General features: G+C 65.8%; 15 protein-coding genes. 5 read left to right on the top strand and 10 right to left on the bottom strand.

The window, feature by feature from the left end:
• Positions 1-24: 24 nt before the first annotated feature.
• The gene (locus L8G49_RS10145; protein WP_242185191.1) at positions 25-1,020 is read right to left on the bottom strand and encodes an NAD-dependent epimerase/dehydratase family protein; all 996 of its coding nucleotides are present in this window, start codon (positions 1,018-1,020) and stop codon (positions 25-27) included.
• Between the two features lie 65 nt (positions 1,021-1,085).
• Positions 1,086-2,066 (bottom strand): class I SAM-dependent methyltransferase, encoded by a 981-nt coding sequence (locus L8G49_RS10140; RefSeq protein ID WP_242185189.1) that lies wholly within the window; start codon positions 2,064-2,066, stop codon positions 1,086-1,088.
• A 202-nt stretch (positions 2,067-2,268) separates the two neighbouring features.
• On the opposite strand from L8G49_RS10140, the gene L8G49_RS10135 reads away from it, so the two are divergent.
• Positions 2,269-4,689, top strand: coding sequence for a DUF4838 domain-containing protein (locus L8G49_RS10135; protein WP_242185179.1), 2,421 nt, complete (start codon positions 2,269-2,271; stop codon positions 4,687-4,689).
• A gap of 25 nt (positions 4,690-4,714) precedes the next feature.
• Here the strand turns inward: L8G49_RS10135 and asnB are convergent, their stop codons facing one another.
• Positions 4,715-6,694, bottom strand: coding sequence for an asparagine synthase (glutamine-hydrolyzing) (gene asnB, locus L8G49_RS10130; protein ID WP_277923204.1), 1,980 nt, complete (start codon positions 6,692-6,694; stop codon positions 4,715-4,717).
• Between the two features lie 278 nt (positions 6,695-6,972).
• On the opposite strand from asnB, the gene L8G49_RS10125 reads away from it, so the two are divergent.
• Entirely contained in the window at positions 6,973-7,965 is a 993-nt protein-coding gene (locus tag L8G49_RS10125) for a glycosyltransferase family A protein (protein ID WP_242185168.1), read from the top strand.
• Here L8G49_RS10125 and L8G49_RS21000 read toward each other — a convergent pair.
• The 7 genes from L8G49_RS21000 to L8G49_RS10085 form a co-directional block, all read right to left on the bottom strand.
• Entirely contained in the window at positions 7,942-8,403 is a 462-nt protein-coding gene (locus L8G49_RS21000; RefSeq protein ID WP_347272058.1) for an acyltransferase, read from the bottom strand. The genes L8G49_RS10125 and L8G49_RS21000 overlap by 24 nt on opposite strands.
• A 29-nt stretch (positions 8,404-8,432) precedes the next feature.
• Positions 8,433-9,662, bottom strand: a complete 1,230-nt coding sequence (locus L8G49_RS10110; protein ID WP_242185163.1) for a glycosyltransferase — start codon at positions 9,660-9,662, stop codon at positions 8,433-8,435.
• Positions 9,659-10,675, bottom strand: coding sequence for a glycosyltransferase family A protein (locus L8G49_RS10105; protein WP_242185162.1), 1,017 nt, complete (start codon positions 10,673-10,675; stop codon positions 9,659-9,661). The genes L8G49_RS10110 and L8G49_RS10105 overlap by 4 nt, the downstream gene beginning before the upstream one ends.
• Complete coding sequence (locus L8G49_RS10100; protein ID WP_242185161.1) at positions 10,672-12,153, bottom strand: oligosaccharide flippase family protein; 1,482 nt, start codon at positions 12,151-12,153, stop codon at positions 10,672-10,674. Before L8G49_RS10100 ends, L8G49_RS10105 begins: the two co-directional genes overlap by 4 nt.
• Complete coding sequence (locus L8G49_RS10095) at positions 12,150-13,253, bottom strand: DegT/DnrJ/EryC1/StrS family aminotransferase (RefSeq protein ID WP_242185160.1); 1,104 nt, start codon at positions 13,251-13,253, stop codon at positions 12,150-12,152. The genes L8G49_RS10100 and L8G49_RS10095 overlap by 4 nt, the downstream gene beginning before the upstream one ends.
• Positions 13,250-13,681, bottom strand: a complete 432-nt coding sequence (locus L8G49_RS10090) for an FdtA/QdtA family cupin domain-containing protein (RefSeq protein WP_242138007.1) — start codon at positions 13,679-13,681, stop codon at positions 13,250-13,252. The genes L8G49_RS10095 and L8G49_RS10090 overlap by 4 nt, the downstream gene beginning before the upstream one ends.
• A 194-nt stretch (positions 13,682-13,875) precedes the next feature.
• A complete protein-coding gene (locus tag L8G49_RS10085; RefSeq protein WP_242185159.1) occupies positions 13,876-14,958 on the bottom strand; it encodes a glycosyltransferase family 4 protein in 1,083 nt (360 codons plus the stop codon).
• A gap of 447 nt (positions 14,959-15,405) precedes the next feature.
• On the opposite strand from L8G49_RS10085, the gene rfbF reads away from it, so the two are divergent.
• The 3 genes from rfbF to L8G49_RS10070 are packed head-to-tail and all read left to right on the top strand — an operon-like array spanning position 15,406 to position 17,679.
• The gene (gene rfbF / locus L8G49_RS10080) at positions 15,406-16,179 is read left to right on the top strand and encodes a glucose-1-phosphate cytidylyltransferase (RefSeq protein WP_242138006.1); all 774 of its coding nucleotides are present in this window, start codon (positions 15,406-15,408) and stop codon (positions 16,177-16,179) included.
• The gene (rfbG, locus tag L8G49_RS10075; protein WP_242185158.1) at positions 16,140-17,237 is read left to right on the top strand and encodes a CDP-glucose 4,6-dehydratase; all 1,098 of its coding nucleotides are present in this window, start codon (positions 16,140-16,142) and stop codon (positions 17,235-17,237) included. The genes rfbF and rfbG overlap by 40 nt, the downstream gene beginning before the upstream one ends.
• A complete protein-coding gene (locus tag L8G49_RS10070) occupies positions 17,224-17,679 on the top strand; it encodes a GtrA family protein (protein ID WP_242185157.1) in 456 nt (151 codons plus the stop codon). Before rfbG ends, L8G49_RS10070 begins: the two co-directional genes overlap by 14 nt.
• The last annotated feature ends 45 nt before the right edge of the window (positions 17,680-17,724 follow it).

Here is a 17,724-nt window from a genome sequence, read left to right as displayed (position 1 = left end):
CGCTGCAACACTTCGTGGTCCTGATCACAGTCCGTGATACGCGCGATACCAGGCCACGAATCGGGGAACGCCTTCCACGATGGTGGTACGCGGTTCGTATCCGAGGTCGCGCTGGATCGCGCTGATGTCGGCGAACGTATCGCGCACGTCGCCGGGTTGCATCGGCAGCAGGCGGCGTTCCGCCGGCTTGCCGCAGGCCTGCTCGATCAGCGAGATCATCTCGCCCAGATCCTCCGACCGGCTGTTGCCGATATTGTAGATGCGGTGCGGGCTGATACTGCCGCCGGCCTTGACCATGCCGTCGTCGGCGGGCGGATTGTCGAGGCAGGCGACGATCCCGCTGACGATGTCGTCGATATAGGTGAAGTCGCGCCGCATCCGCCCCTCGCCGAACACGTCGATCGGGCGCCCCTCGTAGATCGCCTTGGTGAACAGCCACATCGCCATGTCGGGGCGGCCCCACGGGCCATAAACGGTGAAGAAGCGCAGCCCCGTCTGCGGCAGCCGGTAGAGGTGCGCATAGGTCTCGCTCATCAACTCGTCCGCCTTCTTGGTCGCGGCGTAGAGCGACAGCGGCTGGTCGACGCGGTCCTCGACGCGGAACGGGAGCGTGTCGTTGCCGCCATAGACCGAGGAGGAGGAGGCATAGACCATCTGCTCGACCTTCCGGTGCCGCGCGACCTCGAGCAGGTTGAGATGCCCCGCAAGGTTGGACTGCAGATAGGCGCGCGGATTCTCGATCGAGTAGCGCACCCCGGCCTGCGCGCCGAGATGGACGATGCGGTCGAACTGCTGGCCGTCCAGCGCACCGTCGAGCGCTTCATGATCGGAGAAGTCGACCTGCGCAAAGGTGAACGCCTCGCCGGATTCGGCCAGCAGCGCGAGCCGCGCGTGCTTGAGCGTAACGTCGTAATAGGCGTTGAGGCTGTCGATGCCGATCACGGTATCGCCGCGCGCGAGCAGCACCCGCGCGACGTTGAAACCGATGAACCCGGCGACGCCAGTGACGAGAATCCGCATGCGATCACTCCTGTTGATGCGGGGCCTCGTAGAGAAGGAGGGGGCGGGTCGGCAAGCGGATGGTGTTACGCCTTGTGGCGCAGCCACACGAACAGGTTCTTGGGATCGCGGCGCTGGTACAAGGGCCGCACGAGTTCCTTTGCAACCTTGCGTGGACGGGTGAGGGCCAAGGTGTTGCGATGGCGCAGGAACGCAAACAGGTGCCAGAGGCCGGGGGTAACGATCTCAAGACCTGCCGCCGCCGCCATGGCTTCCAACGACCCGTATGTATAAGTGTTGACATGTTCCAATGGCTGGACGGGAATGATGCTCGCATAGTCTCCCGCGTAGGTTCCCTGTTCCAGCGAGGTGATGATGGCATCGGCCGCGTCGCCGGATGGAACCGATATCTTCACGATTCCACCCGGCGACAGCGACTGTTTCAGCCGACGCAGCAGCGCAAGCGGTTCAATGACATGCTCGAATACCTGTTCGGTGTTGATGAAGTCGAATTGCAACGTCGAGATTTCATCGTCGGTGACGGATTTCACCTTATGGTGCCGAGCGAATTCCATGCGCGGTTCGGACAGGTCGCTGCCATAGGACTGGCAGCCCAACGCGACCGCGATACGCGGCCACAAGGCCCAGCCCATGCCGTAATCGAGGGTTCGCAGATCCTTCAGCGGTTTTCCGAGGAAAGAGGCCGCAGCCATGATTTCATGCGCATCGCGCGAGAGCGGGATGGCATTGATGTCTTCGCGATAGCTTGCGATGTCCTGATCCGGGTTGCCCGGTTCCTCGACCCAATAGGTGTAGAGATCGGAAAGCAGGGCATTGCCTCCGACATCTCCCTGAAAGGTCAGTCCGCAGGCCCGGCAGCGCTCAAGCCGATACCGACCGTCAGCCAGACGGAGCGGATCGACGCCGTAGTAATCCCGTACGAACGTTCCGATGCCGCCCTCGGAAAACGGCGTCTCGTACAATTTCCGCACGTCGGGTGATCCACAGCCAGGACAGGCGCCGCGCGTTACAAAATCATAGGTCGTCGGGCCGGTGTCCGTGATCATGCCGATTTCCTTTCGATCGGTGTCCGCCGATCATCCCACCCATAGACCGGGTTGCGCCTCGTAGAGAAGGAGAGAGCGGATCGGCAAGCGGGATGACGGCCCACACGGCATTCGCAGCGGCATCAACCCAGCATGGAGGGCTATCCGCCTGGATCTGCGCCCGATATCACAGCCGCACCATAGAACAGGAACGGACCCGGCGATGATGAAGCAAGACGCTGCACGGTCATCGTCCGGTTCTCGCGGTCTGCTGCGGCGACTGGCCATGATGGCGGCTGCGCTCGTGCTGCCGCAGCCTGCGCTCGCGCAGCTGGCGGGGCGCCACGGCGCGGACGATCTGGCGATCACGCATGACGGCACGGCGCTCGCGGTGATCGTGGTCGCGCCCGATGCAGGCCCGTGGGAGAAGCGCGCAGGCAGCGACCTGCAGAAATATATCGGCCTGATGACCGGTGCCATGCCGCAGATCGTCGCGACGCTCCCGGCGGGCGCGCACGACGGCGCGATCGTGCTTGGCAAGGCGGCGGTCGCGGCGGACCGGCGGGTCGCGGCCCGGCTCACCGCGACCGCAAAGCCGCATCCGCTCGTCCAGGGCGATGCGATCGTCGCGCTGCGCGCCGGCAACCGGTTGTATCTCGCGGGCAGCAATGACGAATCGAGCTATTTCGCGGCGTCCTGGCTGCTCCAGCAATGGGGCTGCCGCTGGTATCTGCCGACCGCGTTCGGCGAGGTCGTGCCGCAGCACCGCGACCTCAGCGTCGGCACGCTGTCCTTCGCTTACGCGCCGCCCTTCGAGATCCGCCATTACTGGACCGCGTGGAACGGCAGCGAGGACGGGGCGGAAGAGTTCCGGCACCGCAATTTCATGTCGCTCGCGCGCCTGCCCGGTAACGGGCAGGCGCTCGACGCCTATACCACGGACATTGCTCCGCCGGGCGGGACCGCGTTCAACGTGCCCTTCTCGGCGGAAGCGACCGCACGGCATATCGTCACGAAGATCGCGCCTTCGTACCGCAAGGGCACGTCGGTCTCGCTCGCGATCGCGGACGGGCGCTACCAGAATGACGACCCGGGCGACCGCGCGCTCGTCACCGAATACGACCGCTACATGCTGCGCCCGTCGCTGACCGATGCGATGATGACGCTCTACAACCGCGTCGCCGCGACGCTGCGGCACGACGCCCCCGACAGCAAGGCGCTGATCGGCGGGCTCGCCTATGTCAACGTGACGCTCCCGCCGCGGATCGTGACCAAGGCCGAGCCCAACCTCGCGATGTGGATCGCGCCGATCGACATCGACCCCAACCATGCGATCGACGACCCGCGTTCCCCGCCACGCCAGGCGTATGGCGCGATGGTCGATCGCTGGGCGAAGGTGATGGACGGGCGGCTGGCGATCTACGATTACGACCAGGGGATGCTGGTGTGGCGCGACCTGCCCGACCCGTCGCAGGACGTGTTCGCGCGCGACGTCCGGCATTACGCGAAGCTCGGGATCCTCGGGATCGGCACGGAGAGCCGGGGCGCCTATGCGACGACCTTCCTCAACCTGTTCTTCCGCGGGCAATTGATGTGGGACCCGAACGCCGACGTGGGCGCGATGCTCAAGGACTTCTACCCCGCCTTCTACGGCCCCGCCGCGCCCGCGATGGCGGACTATTGGGGGGCGATCTTCGCCGCGTGGCGCGACACCGGCGTCACCGAGCATGAGGCGATGGCCGCACCCGCGATCTACACCCCCGCGCTGGTCGCAAGACTTGCCCCCGCGCTCGACGCGGCCGAGGCGGCGTTCGCGACCGCCAGGGGGACGAGTGCCAAGGGGACAACGGGGCGCGACGCGGACGTGATCGCGCAGCGGCTGCGTTTCACCCGGCTGAGCTTCGAGGTGATCCGCAACTATGTCGCGATGATCGACGCAAGCGCGACCCGCGGCGATTATGCCGCGGCGGTCCGGGCGGGCGAACAGGCGCTCGCGGCGCGCCAGCAGCTCGCAACGCTGAGCCCGATCTTCACCACGCACGTTGTCGGGGTCGAGGCCGAGAAACCCGACGGCGGCCCGGCGTGGTTCCCGGGCGAGGTGGAGCAACTGAGGGGGCTCGCCGCGCTGACCGACGGGCGCAAGGGACAGCTGATCGCCAAACTGCCGCTCGCCTGGTCGTTCGCGCTGCGCGATCCCGTGCCGCCCGGGTGGCGCTATACCGGCGAAGTTGGTGGGGCGGGGCCGTGCCGTGGCGGGATCGCGCCGGAGCCCGCGCCGCGGATGGTGCGGAGCGACCTCTACCTCCAGGGGCAGGGGGTGCTGCGCCCGGGCGGGGCGAACGACCTCGGCTTCTATTGCGAGGCGACGCAGATCGATCTCGCCCCGGCGGACGTCGCGCGGAGTCTTCATTTGATGCTGCCGGGGCTGTTCAACGAGGCGTGGCTGTATGTCGACGGCAAGCTCGTCGCGCATCGTGGTTATTCGGAGCCATGGTGGAACGGCGATTACCGGCGTGACTGGGACGTCGACCTGTCGGGGCTGGTCGCGGCGGGGGGGCATACGATCACGATCGGCGGGTTCAACCCGGTGCATTTCGCGGGGCTGTTCCGCCGGCCGTTCCTGTATCGGCCGGTTGCGGGGTGAGGGGGTAAGCCGTTACCCCCCGGTTTCAGGAGGCCTGCTTCCAGTCGATCACCGCTGGGGTTTCCTGTTCGGCATGCCACGCCTGGAACATCAGCACCGCCCACAAGGCCGCCGTGGCATCGCGCCGACCCGACAGATGGTCGCGCCAGCGTGCCTGCACCGCAGTCGCATCGAAATAGCCCTCGGCAGCGAGCCGCGCCGGGGCGAGCAGCTCTTCTGCCCACGGTCGCAGCGGCCCGCGCAGCCAGCTGCCGATCGGGATCGCGAACCCGGCCTTCGGCCGTTCGAACAGCGCGCGCGGCGCATGGCGGTAGAGCAGCTCGCGCAGCACGTGCTTGCCGCGCCCGTCCTTGATCTTCATCGCCAGCGGAATGCGCGCGGCGACCGCGGCGACGCGGTGGTCGAGGAACGGCACGCGCGTCTCGAGGCTGACCGCCATCGCCGCGCGATCGACCTTCACCAGAATGTCGTCGGGCAGGTAGCTGGTCGCATCGCAATACATCATCCGCACCGCATCTGGCGCGCCCGGGAACACGTCCATGTCGAAACCGGCCGCACCGCGTGACCCCAGCACGGGCGACGGCTCGAAGCTCCATTCGTCGAGAAAGCTCGTATAGACGTCGTCGAAGCGCCGCGCGCCCCCGGCGACGCGCAACGCCTTCTGGATCTTCGCGCCGAAATGCGGGGGGCGGTTCCCCGGCAGCGCGTTCCACAGGCGCGGCGGAAGTCGGCTGAGCGGGGCGCTCGCCGCGGCGCGGAGCGGGCGCGGGAGGAGGCTCAGCCGATCCCACAGCTGCGGCGCGGCGAAATGGCGGTTGTAGCCCGCGAACAGCTCGTCCCCGCCATCGCCGGACAGCGCGACCGTGACCTGTTCCTTGGCGAACCGGCTGACCAGATGCGTCGGGATCTGCGAGGAATCGGCGAACGGTTCGTCATACATCGCGGGCAGCTGCGGGATGACGTCGCGCGTCTCCGCGACCGAGACGTAGCGCTCGTTGTGGATCGTGCCGAAATGCCGCGCGACCTCCTTGGCATATTCGGCCTCGTTGAAGCCGGCTTCCTCGAAGCCGATCGAGAAGGTCCGCACCGGGGTTGCCGAGTGGCGCTGGTACAAGGCGACGACGCTCGACGAATCGATCCCGCCCGACAGGAACGCGCCGACCGGGACGTCCGCCATCGCCTGTCCCGCGATCGCCGCGCCTAGCGCATCGTCGAGCGCGGTGATCGCGTCCTCCTCGGTGCCGATCGGATCGGCGGCGCCCGCCGCCAGCACGTCGCGATACGACCAGTAGCGCGTCAGGGTCAGCCCGCCGCTGCGCCCTTCCGCCGGCGGTGCGCCCGGCGCGACCCCCGCCGCCTCGGGCACGACCGACAGGATGCAGCCCTGTTCGAGCTTGTAGATGTCGCGGTAGATCGAGCGCGGGGCCGGCACGTAGGTGCGCGCCGCAAACGCGCCGAGCGCATCGCGGTCGACCGGATTGGCGAAGCGCGGGTGCGCGCGCAGCGCCTTGAGTTCGGATCCGAACAGGAAGTCGCCGCCAACCCAGCCGTAATACAGCGGCTTTTCACCGAACCGGTCGCGCGCGAGATGCAGCACGCGGTCGCGCCGGTCCCACAGCGCGATCGCGAACATGCCGACGCAGCGCGGCAGCGTCGCCTCCAGCCCCCAGGCGGCGATCGCGGCGACCAGCGTCTCGGTGTCGCTATGCCCGCGCCACTGCGCGCCGCGCCCGGCCGCGTCGAGCTCGGCGCGGATCGCACGGTGGTTGTAGATCTCGCCGTTGAACGCGATCATCCAGCGCCCGTCGTCCGACGCCATCGGCTGGTGGCCAAGCGGCGACAGGTCGACGATCGCGAGGCGGCGATGCCCGAGCACAATGCCGGCGTCGACATCCTCCCACCGCCCGGAATCGTCGGGGCCGCGATGCGCGAGCGGCCGCGTCATCAGCTCAACCGGGAAGCGAGCCGTCCTCGAACCGAAGATCGCTCCTGCGACGCCACACATGGTTATTCTCTGCTCGTGTCGGGAGCCCGTTCGCTTCGCATGTCGCGGCCCCGACCGCAATGGCGCAGGGGCATGGGGAAGGACACGAGCGGGTGTTCTTGTGCGTCTTCGCGATGACCGATAAGGGCAGCTTTCCGACCGTCAGGTCACGGGCAACGGCGGGGACCGTTCATGTCAGTTAGCTTGGCCGGTACAGGATGGAACATCCTTCGCGGCGTCTTCGTCATTACCCCTGCGGCGATGCTACCCGCGACCCGCGAGAGGGGGCCGCAGTGACGATGGACCCGGCGCAGCCGCTCGTCAGCGTGGTCATCCCCGCCTATAATCATCAGGATTTTGTCGAGCGGTCGATCCGTAGCGTGCTCGATCAGACCTACCATCCGGTCGAGTTGATCGTCGTGGACGACGGCTCGCCCGATGCCACGCTGGCAGTGATCGAACGTGTCCACCAGGAGACGGGGGGCGCGTTCACCATGCTGACCAAGCCGAACGGCGGGGTGGCGTCGACCCTCAACGAAGCTATTCGGCATGCGCACGGCAAATACATTGCCATCTTGGCGTCCGACGACCGTTTCCTGCCGGAAAAACTGGCGCGGCAGGTCGCCCTGTTCGAGCAAGGTCCACCGGAGGTAGGGGCAGTTCATTGCAACGGCTATGACGAGACGCTGGCCGGCGATGCGGTGCTTCTGACCGGTAGTTACGTGCCCGCCGAAGGGGCATGCCTGCGACAATTGATTGCGCGCGGCGTGACGGCAATCGCCTCCAGCGTGATGGTCAGGCGGGAAGCCTATGACCGAACGGGCGGCTTCGATGAAACCCTGGTTGGCGAGGATCTCGATTTCTACGCGGCGGTCGCAGCGCAAGGGTATGAGTTTCGGTACGACCCAAGTCCCCTGATGGTGAAGACGGCGGCGCCCGACAGCTTGGGCAGCAAGGTCGAACTGTTCTTCGATGACCCGTTCAAGACGCTCGCCAAGTATCGCGATCGGTTCACGCCCACCGAATATCGGGCGATGGAAGACGGGTTTTATGCGGGCATGGGGCGCGCAGCGGCGGGTGTTGGAAAACATCGCATGTCGTGGCGCGCGTACCGGACGCTTGCGCAGCGGCGCCGTAATCCCTCTCCCATGCTGGAGTTCGCCGTCCGCAATAGCCGTCACCTGGTGCTGTCGGCAATTCCGCAGTCGTGGCGCGCGCGGCTCAAGCAATGGAGGACCGACGTTCGTACGTCGCGCGCGGCGACCCGGTTACCGCCCGCTTCGATCCTGTAGCGGCGCTGCTGGATTGCCGATGACAACCGCGTCATCGGCGACGTCGCGCGTAACCACGGCACCGGCCCCGATCATCGCGCGTTCGCCGATGACCAGCCCGGGCAGAATGATCGCGCCCGCGCCGATGCTCGCCCCCCGCTTTACCACCGTTCGCGGATAAGATTCCGGATGAACTTTTGACCGGGGCCGTTTGTCGTTGGTGAAGGTCGCATTTGGGCCGCAGAAGACATCGTCCTCGAGGACGATGCCATCCCACACGTAGACGCCGCTTTTCAGCGTAACACGGTCACCCAGCACGGCGCCGCCCTCCACCAGCGTATGGGCGTTGAGATTGCAGTTACAGCCGATCCGGGCGCCGGCCAACACGACGGCGAACTGCCAAACGGTTGTGCCTTCCCCGATACTGCAGTCCTGAACACATGCGAGCGCGTGTATCACTGGGTCATTCCTCGTTGCCACATCATGCTTCATCCAAGGGACGGCGATTGTCCGCTGGTATGCTCTGAACCGCGGATGTCCCGCAGCACGCCAAGATAATCGCGCACGGCGCGATCCAGCGAGCAATGCTCGACTCCGATGCGCCGGGCCGTATCCCGCAGGGCGGATCGATCGGCGCGGACGCGGTCGATGACCCAGTCTGCGCCCGCGGCATTGCCAGCGGCACTGTCGAAGAAGACACCGGCGCTCGAGGCCGCGCGGTTGTCCCCGATTTCGGGATTGCCAATGACCGGCAGCCCGCACAGCAGATATTCGGCGACTTTGACGGGCGCCACTGCCTGCATGGAGAAGCTGGGCGTACGGAACGCGATACCGACATCTGCCGCCGCGAGATAGCGGGGTACATCGGCCGGCGCGCTTCGCATGATGGTAAAGGTCCCGTCCACGCATCCTGCCGCAGCCAGGGCGGACGCGGCGTCCGCCGGCGACCCGGACAGCACGAGCAGCCGCGCGGCGTGGTCACGCTGGCGAACGTGGCGGAGCAGGTCCGCCGCTTGGTCAAGTCGGTATTGTGGTCCGACCGACCCGGCGTAGACCAACACCGTTGCATCCGCGGGCAACCCCAGTTCGTCGCGAACGGCCAGGCGCGTCGTGGCATCGCCGGGGTGGAAGGCCGCGACGTCCCGCCCGTTCGTGACGATATGAAATCGTTGGCTTCCCACCGGCGGGCCGGCGCGGGCCAGGAGAATGTCGCACGCGCGGGGGGATCGCGCCAGCACCGCCGTCGAGCGCCTGATGATCTGCGCTTCCACATCGCGCAGGATCCGGTACACAGCACCCTCGGGCCTCAAACCGGCGAAATCGACGCGTTCGTCGGCCTGCAGGCCGTCGGCATCGAAAACGATCGGACGATCGAGCCCCCGGGCCGCAAGCGTTGCGAGCGCTGGCATCAAGCTGCGGGGCATGACGAGATCCGAGCCGAAATGGCGCGCCGCAGCGGTGATCGCCCGCCCGCCGGCAAGGGCCGTTGCAAAGGGGCCAAGGCCACCGACGCCACGCCAGATCGGTCGCGCGCGATACCCGATGCCGCTCGCCGTGCAGACGGACCGAACCTTTTCCTCCTGGGCAGCGTCACCCCACCGGAATTGGAGGATGTCCACCGGATAGCCGTGAGCGGCAAGGCCCTCGAAAATAGGTACGAAAAGACTTTCGACATAGCTAACCTGCGGGCCGTCCCAGGTTACGAACAAGGTTCTCATCGGGCTGGTCCGGTACGGACGAATTGCTGTCCACGGGCGATCGTTGCCCGCACCCCGGGGCTCAGCAGACGCACTGCGGCCCATTGCCGCATCCATGGCTGACGCGCACGCATCGTTGCAGCGAGTTTCGCGCGCCACCGTAGCGAGGACCAGGCCGCTTGCGCGTCATAGAAGGCAAGGTCGCGATCGACGATCGTCATTGCGACGGTGCCGGCATGGCCCGAGGCGACCACTTGATCCCTGAACGACTGCACCGCGTCCCGATAGAACGCCGCCCGTCGGTAGTTCTGCTGATCGGCCGCGATGACATCGGATTTCAGGACGCGGCTGCGCGTGCCATAGTTCGTGGCGGAGCCATCGTGCTGCCGATAGGATACGAGCGGTTGGTCGACATAGGCGATCGTCTGGCCCAACAGGGTCAGGATCAGGGTCAGCCACGTATCCTCGAACAGGACGCGGGTCGCCGGCCGCGGCAAGGCGAGCAACCGGTCGCGTTGATAGGCCGATGAAGCGCCATGGATCGACACGAGGTCTCGCCCGGGGAAATAATCGTGCAGCGGCAGCCAGGAATCGTCAAACCGGTGATGCGGATCGATGACCACGCCGTTGTCGTCGATGATTTGGTAGGCCGAAAAAACGGCGCTGCTCGGTGCGCGCTGCCATGTCCGCGCTAGCGTCTCGGCGCGTTCCGGCAGCGACATGTCGTCGCCGGCGGCCACGACCAACAAGGCGCCGGTTGCGAGCTCCGCAACATCGAACAGGTGATGCAGCGTCCCAAGATTGCGCGGGGTCTGGCGAACGATGACGCTGTGCGGTCCGCGGTACCGCGCCGCCACCGCGCGTGCGACGGCCAGCGTGTCGTCGCTCGAGCCATCGTCGCTGACGATGATCTCGATCGGATCCCCGGTCTGGCGCAAGGCGGCGTCGAGCGCGGCGCCGACATGCTGTTCCTGGTTGAAGCACAGGATGCACAGCGTCACGCTGGGCCGGGCGCGTTCCGCATCGGCCGTCATCGCACCGCTCCGGGGCGTAACCGGCGATCGAGCCAGGACGGCAAGGGCAATTCCATTCGGTGAACCTCACGCCATGCGATCGCCAGGGTCACGCCGCATGCCGCCAGGCTGGCGAGCATGCCCGCGGCCATCGACCAGTGCGAAACGACGACCAAGGCCGCCAGCCCGGCTGCCAGAACGATCGCCCAGACCAGGATATCCCGGTCGATCCGAATGCCGTGCCGCCCGACCAGGGTCGCCGAGACGGTGACGGCCAGAAGCTGGGCAATGACATACCCGATCCCTGCGCTTTCCAGGCCGAGGAGAGGGTAGAGGGCCCAGACCAGTCCCACGATCGAAAGATCAAACGCGAGACCGGCCAGGACGTATCCGCTCGTGGTATTGATGGCCAGGAGGACGAAACCGATCGCCCATGCATGCAGCTTGAAGACGTCGCCGACGATTTGCCATTGCAGGATCGACGCAGCGCCCGAAAAGCTGCTGCTGTACAAGACTAGGACGATCAGCGGGGCAAACCCTACCGCTAGCGTCAGAACCGGCCCAAGGAACAGCAAGCCGATCCGGATCTGCTGATTCATGATTTCGGCGATGGCTTGCGGAGACCGGATGACGGCGGTCAAACGGGGGTAATAGTCGACCACCATCGCCGACAATACGATCGTAAGGTTGACGTTCGACAGCGTCCAGGATGCCTGGAACAATCCCGCCGCCCCGAGTCCGTCCTGTGCCGTGATCACGGACCGAAGCGTCAACTGGCTGATGCTGGTAATGAAATTGGCGATGGCAAGTCCGAGCCCCATCACCACCAGACCGCGCCATTCCGTGAGGATCCAGCCGCCGAACCCTTGCCACGGCGACCGTTCCAGGCTGCGCGAGAAGAGGAGGGTCAGGGCAATTCCCGAGACGGGCACGGCCACTATGGCAACGTACAGGCCCAAGACACCCAGCATATAGACCGCGAGGATTGCGACGATCGCGGAAAGCATGGCCCCGAGCAGACGGATATAGGCGATCGCCCCAATTCGTCCGGAAACCTGGAGCAGGATCAGCTGAACGCTGTTCAAGGTATTGAGCGCGACGGCAAGCGCGATCCAGGGAAAGTCGAGCTCGTTCTTCAGCGCTGGCGTGGCGGGGACGTAATAGAAGCGCTCGAACGCCCAAAACACCGAACCGCCGACGATCGTCGCCAGCCATGCAAAGATCCACAAGGCAGTGACGGCGCGGGCGCGTTCGACACTGTCGGGCGGCGTCGATCCGACCTGACGGACGCCGCTTGCCCAGAGGTTCAGTCCGGCAATGGCGGTTCCGGTCATGAACAAGGTATTGAGCACCCCGAACAGGCCGATACCGGCGGGGCCTGCCAGAAGCGCGATCGCCTTGCTGCGCGCGAGGCCGAAGACCAGCGAGCCGACCGTCGCACCCCCGACGATCGACGTCGACTTCAGGATTTGACGATAGGAAGCCTTGGCGTCGCTCAAGCCGCGGACCAATCCCGGATCGCGGCGATGACCGTATCCACCTGCTCGAACGGCATGTGCGGCCCGATCGGCAAGCTCAGGATCTCGCCGGCCAGACGCTCGGCGATCGGCAGGTCCGCCTGCGCCGCCGCGCTGTCGGCATAGGCCTGCTGGCGATGCGGCGGGATCGGGTAATGGATCAGCGTCTGGATGCCCTGCGCGGCAAGATAGGCCTGCAAGCCGTCACGGTCCTGCGATCGCACGACGAACAGGTGCCAGACCGGGTCGGCCCAGTTCGGGACGTGCGGCAGGATCAGGCCGGTGTCGGCCAGCGCCGCCAGATACCGGGCCGCAATCGCGCGACGATGATCGTTCCACGCGTCGAGCAGCGGCAGCTTCACGGCGAGCGCGGCGGCATGAAGCGGATCGAGCCGCGAATTGACCCCACGCTCTGCGTTGACGTAGCGCCGCTCCGAACCGTAATTGCCGAGCGTACGAACGCGCGCCGCGAGTTGGGCATCGTTGCACGTCACCGCACCGCCATCTCCCAGCGCTCCGAGATTCTTGCTAGGGTAGAAGCTCCAGGCCACACCGTCGCCATGCCCGCCGATCGGGTGCCCCTTGTACCGGGCGCCATGCGCTTGCGCGGCATCCTCGAACAGTTTGATGCCATGCCGGCGACAGATTTCGAGCAGTGGATCGAGATCGGCTGGCTGGCCATACAGATGCGTGACGAGAACCGCGCGCGTACGTTCGGTGATCGCCCGCTCTACCCGGGCAACATCCAGATTGTGGGTCGCGGGATCGGGTTCCACCGCGACGATGGTCGCGCCCACCATGTCGACGGCCAACCAGGTCGCGATGAAGGTATTGCTCGCCACGATCACTTCGTCGCCCGGGCCGATTCCGGCGGCGCGCAGCAATAGGTGCAGCGCATCGAGGCCATTGCCGACCCCGACACAATGGTCCGCCTGGCACGCCGCCGCGAACATCCGTTCGAACCGCTCTACTTCAGGGCCGCCGATGAACCAGCCGGAATCGAGGATGCGGGCGACCGCTTCGTCCATTTCCGGTTTGACGCTGGTATAGGCCGCTGCGAGGTCGAGGAACGGAACGGTCATGACATGTCTCCGGATCCTCGCCCGACGATCTGGCGGAATGCCTGATAATCGCGGATATAGTCGGCTTCGTCATAGGGCTCGCTGGCCAGTACGAGCAGTACGCAGTCCGGGCTGAAATCATGCATCTCGCGCCAGATCGGCGAACCGATCTGCAAGCCGCGATCGGGTCGATCGAGCAAGACCTCGCAGCGCTGCGACCCGTCGTCGACGACCATCGTACACGATCCCGCCACGCAAATTGCGAGCTGTTGCAACGCATGATGCGCATGGAATCCGCGCGCCGTGTCTGCAACCGTTCCGTAGATATAATAAACCCGCTGGACCGCGAATGGCAATTCCGGTCCCTGTTCGATCGCGATCAGACTGCCCCGCGCATCGCCGCGCACCTTCAGGTCGATCAGCTTGCAGCTCTCCGGCAGAGCGGTCACGCGGCGGCTCCCGGAGCTACGGTCGGACTGCAGGCTTTGCCAGAGGCAGGTATGTCGCTGTCGAAAACCCCACACCCTGTCGGTCCGAAGTCGCTGTGTCCGACAGGGGTGAGCATTGCTATCACTTATGAAATTCCCGGGAGGTGCGCCTTTAGAGCAGCAGTCAAGCGAACACAACAATCGCTCGGCGCGCTCTATCGACGGCGCATGACGGCCTGTTCGAATACGTCGCGGACGCGCGGTTCCTGCGACGCCAGCGAATAGCGTTCGATCACGCGGCGGCGCCCGGCCTGCCCAAACCGCTGTCGTAAAGCCGCGTCGTCGAGCAAGCGTTGCAGCGCTGTCGTCCACTCTTCGGGGTCGACGGCGAGGAACCCGGTTTGGCCGGGTTCCACGATCTCGCTGTTGACCCCGACCGGGGACGCGATCGTAGGCAGACCGCAGGCCATGTACTGGATCAGCTTGTAGCCGCATTTGCCGCGTGCCCAGCGTTCGTCGGGCAAGGGCATGACGCCGATGTCCATATCCTGGACCGATGCCACTTCGCTGGCCTCGGTCCAGTTGCGGTTCTCGACTCCCTGCCAGCGGTCCCCTGCCGGCCCGGCCCCCACGGCGAGGAAGCGTGCGCCATTCTCGGCGATCTGGGGCAGGATCGTGGGCAGGATCTGCTCGGCGTAGCGCCACGTCGAAGGCGATCCGATCCAGCCGACCGTCAGCGGCCGTTCGATAGCGGGGGCGGCGGCGGGATGGGGAGCGGGACGATAGACGTCGGTGTTCACGACGGTTGGAACGATGGTGACGTTCGCATTCACGGCGCTGACGTAATTCGCCAGATACGCATTCCCAACGGTAACCGCCGCCGCGCGTTTCAGGAGGGGCAGCATCTTCCCGCCGAGCAGCGTTCGAACCGCGCTCCGCGCATTGTCGTCGTACATATGGAAGATCGCGTCGTCCAAGTCGACGATGATCGGCTTGCTGGATGCTGTCCAGAGGAGTTCCAGTGCGCCCGGCATGTAGGGCAGGATCTCATATTGTACCCACACCAGATCGAACGTGCCGAGCCGGAGCAGGGTCGCGAGCCGCCTGGCATAGGCACGCAGGATATCGGCCGGCCGGATCGGTTTGCCGATCGCCAGGCGCGCGACATGGTCGTCGTCGAAAAATGGTGCGGCCGTGACCGAAATTCCTGCCGCGGCGAGCACCGGCTCGAACTGCACCAGGCGCTGCCGCGTGCTGGCGGCCAGCGTGCCGTATTTGGTGAGGGCGAGGACGCGCATCAGGCCTGTTTCCTTCCGGTCGCGGTGTCCCCTGCAAGGCCTGGGCAAATGGTTTGCGGGTTGCCGTCCCTCGACCGGACGCGGCTGGCAGGACCAGGTCGCGCAGAAGAGAACCGTGTACGCAGCGATCCTGGGTCTGTCATGCACGCTAACTGGTTCAAGGGATGTCGATTGGCAATGATCCACCGGACTTTCGCGCGAGATCCCTGATGTCAGCGGTTTCAAACGCATATCGGATGCTCAAGTCGGCCTTTTGTTGCTGGTGATTCCTGGACGGGCTGCCGCTGCGCGGGAGTCAGGGGAGTGCGGAACACAGGTCCGTCACCGGGCGTGGCTGGCATCGGCGCGCTTGTGCAAATGCAACGCTTTGAAAGTTCAGTTGTCGATCGAACTTTCGAACGCTAAGGGCTGCCAGATAGCTTGAAATTGCGGGAAATTGGGCGACAGATGAAAGCAATTTTGCTCGCGGGCGGGTTGGGAACGCGTCTAGCCGAAGAAACCGGTTCACGCCCCAAACCGATGGTCGAGATCGGCGGTCGGCCGATCCTGTGGCACATCATGAAGTCCTATTCCCAGCACGGCATCGACGAATTCGTGATCTGCCTTGGGTACAAGGGCTATCTGATCAAGGAATACTTCGCCAACTACGCGCTTCACATGTCGGACGTCACGATCGACATGCGCGGCGGGGTGACCGAGGTTCACCGGAACATGGTGGAGGACTGGCGCGTCACGCTCGTCGATACCGGCGAAGCGACGATGACCGGCGGGCGACTCAAGCGCGCGATGCAGTATCTCGGCGATGACGACACCTTCTGCCTCACCTATGGTGACGGCGTCGGCAACGTCGACGTTTCCGCGTCGATCGCGGCGCATCGCCAGCACGGCAAGCTGGCGACGGTCACTGCGGTCCGTCCGCTCAGCCGGTTCGGCCAGCTCGACCTGGATGGCGATCGCGTCACCGATTTCGTCGAAAAGCCGGTCGAGGAAGGGGGCTGGATCAATGGCGGTTTCTTCGTGTTGAACCGCGGAGTCGAATCGTACATCGAGGGCGATGCCACCACATGGGAGCGGCAGCCGATGGAACGCCTCGCCCGCGAGGGGCAGTTGAACGCCTATTTCCACGACGGTTTCTGGCAGCCGATGGACACGCTGCGCGATCGCCAGCTGCTCGAGAGCCTGTGGGAAAAGAACGCCGCACCGTGGCGCACATGGGGCTGAACCGTTCGTTCTGGACGGGGCGGCGCGTCCTCGTCACCGGGCATACCGGGTTCAAGGGATCCTGGCTGACGCTCATGCTGCAGGCGCTGGGCGCGAAGGTCCACGGCCTTGCGCTGGATCCGCCGACCGCGCCGAGCATGTTCGATTTGCTCGGGCTGGCCTCGGTCTGCGACCACCGGGTCGGCGATATCCGCGACCTGGCGACGGTCGAGGCCGCCTTTGCGGCGGTCGACCCGGAGATCGTGATCCATATGGCCGCGCAGCCGCTGGTGCGCTTGTCCTATGACGATCCGGTCGGCACCTATGCCACCAACGTGATGGGCACGGTCCATGTGCTCGACGCCTGTCGGCGCGCGCCCAACCTGCGCGCGGCGGTGATGATCACCACCGACAAATGCTATCAGAACAACGGTTGGGTGTGGGGATATCGCGAAACCGACCGGTTGGGTGGCGCGGACCCCTATTCCAACAGCAAGGCGGCCTGCGAGCTGGTCGTCGACGCTTATCGCCAGAGCTATTTCGGCGCCGCCGCGCCCCACCGGGTGGCGCTCGCGTCCGCGCGCGCCGGCAACGTGATCGGGGGCGGGGACTTTGCGCTCGACCGGCTGGTCCCCGATGCGATGCGCGCGTTTGCGGCGGGCCAGTCGCTGATGATCCGCAATCCCCTGTCGGTCCGTCCCTGGCAGCATGTGCTCGAGCCGCTGGCAGGGTATCTGCGGCTGGCGGAGGTGCTGTGGGACAATCCGGATGCGGCGACCGGGTGGAACTTCGGCCCGCGTCCGGACGAAAGCGCATCGGTCGAGCGCGTCGTCGACGCGCTGGTCGGGTTGTGGGGAGAGGGCGCCGCCTGGGTGCAGGACGAGGCCGAGCATCCGCACGAGGCCGCCACGCTCAAGCTGGATTCCACCAAGGCCGCGATCGAGCTCGGATGGCAGCAGCGGCTCCCGCTCGAGGAGGCGTTGCGGCTGACCAGCGCGTGGTACGCCTGTTACCACCAGCATGGGGCGCTCGAGCGGCTGACCCGCGATCAGGTCGAGACCTATCTTGGCCTCGACTAGCCCGGCTGCCACCCCCTGGCTTGGCGCGGAGCGACGTCGCTTCCTCGTCTTCCTGGCGGTGGGGGGGCTCAATACACTCGTTGGCTACGGTCTGTTCGGCCTGTTCCTGTGGCTCGGGCTCGCGCCGATCGCGGCGCTTGCGGTGGCGACGGTCTGCGGAGTCCTGTTCAACTTCCAGTCGATCGGCCGCATCGTCTTTGCCGATGGGACGATGCGCCGGCTGCCGGCATTCATTGCCGTCTATACGGTCCAGTTCGCGGTGAATGCGGGCGCACTGACCCTTTTGCGGAGCGCGGGACTGAGCCCGATGCTGGCGCAGGCGGTGATGGTGCCGTTGCTCGCCGTCGGCAGTTTTTTCGCGATGCGCCGCTTTGTCTATGCCGGTGGTGCGTCGCGGGCGACAGATCGACAAGACGCGTCCGGCTGTTATGATCTGCCGTGAGAACGAACGGTCTGGCGCTTTGGCGTCGACCATGCGAGGCACTGA

Origin of the sequence: Sphingomonas sp. CARO-RG-8B-R24-01, from assembly GCF_022662295.1 — a bacterium.
Classification (GTDB): Bacteria; Pseudomonadota; Alphaproteobacteria; order Sphingomonadales; family Sphingomonadaceae; genus Sphingomonas.
Note: the sequence above shows the minus strand (reverse complement) of the source record. Positions and strands in the feature narration are given on the sequence as shown.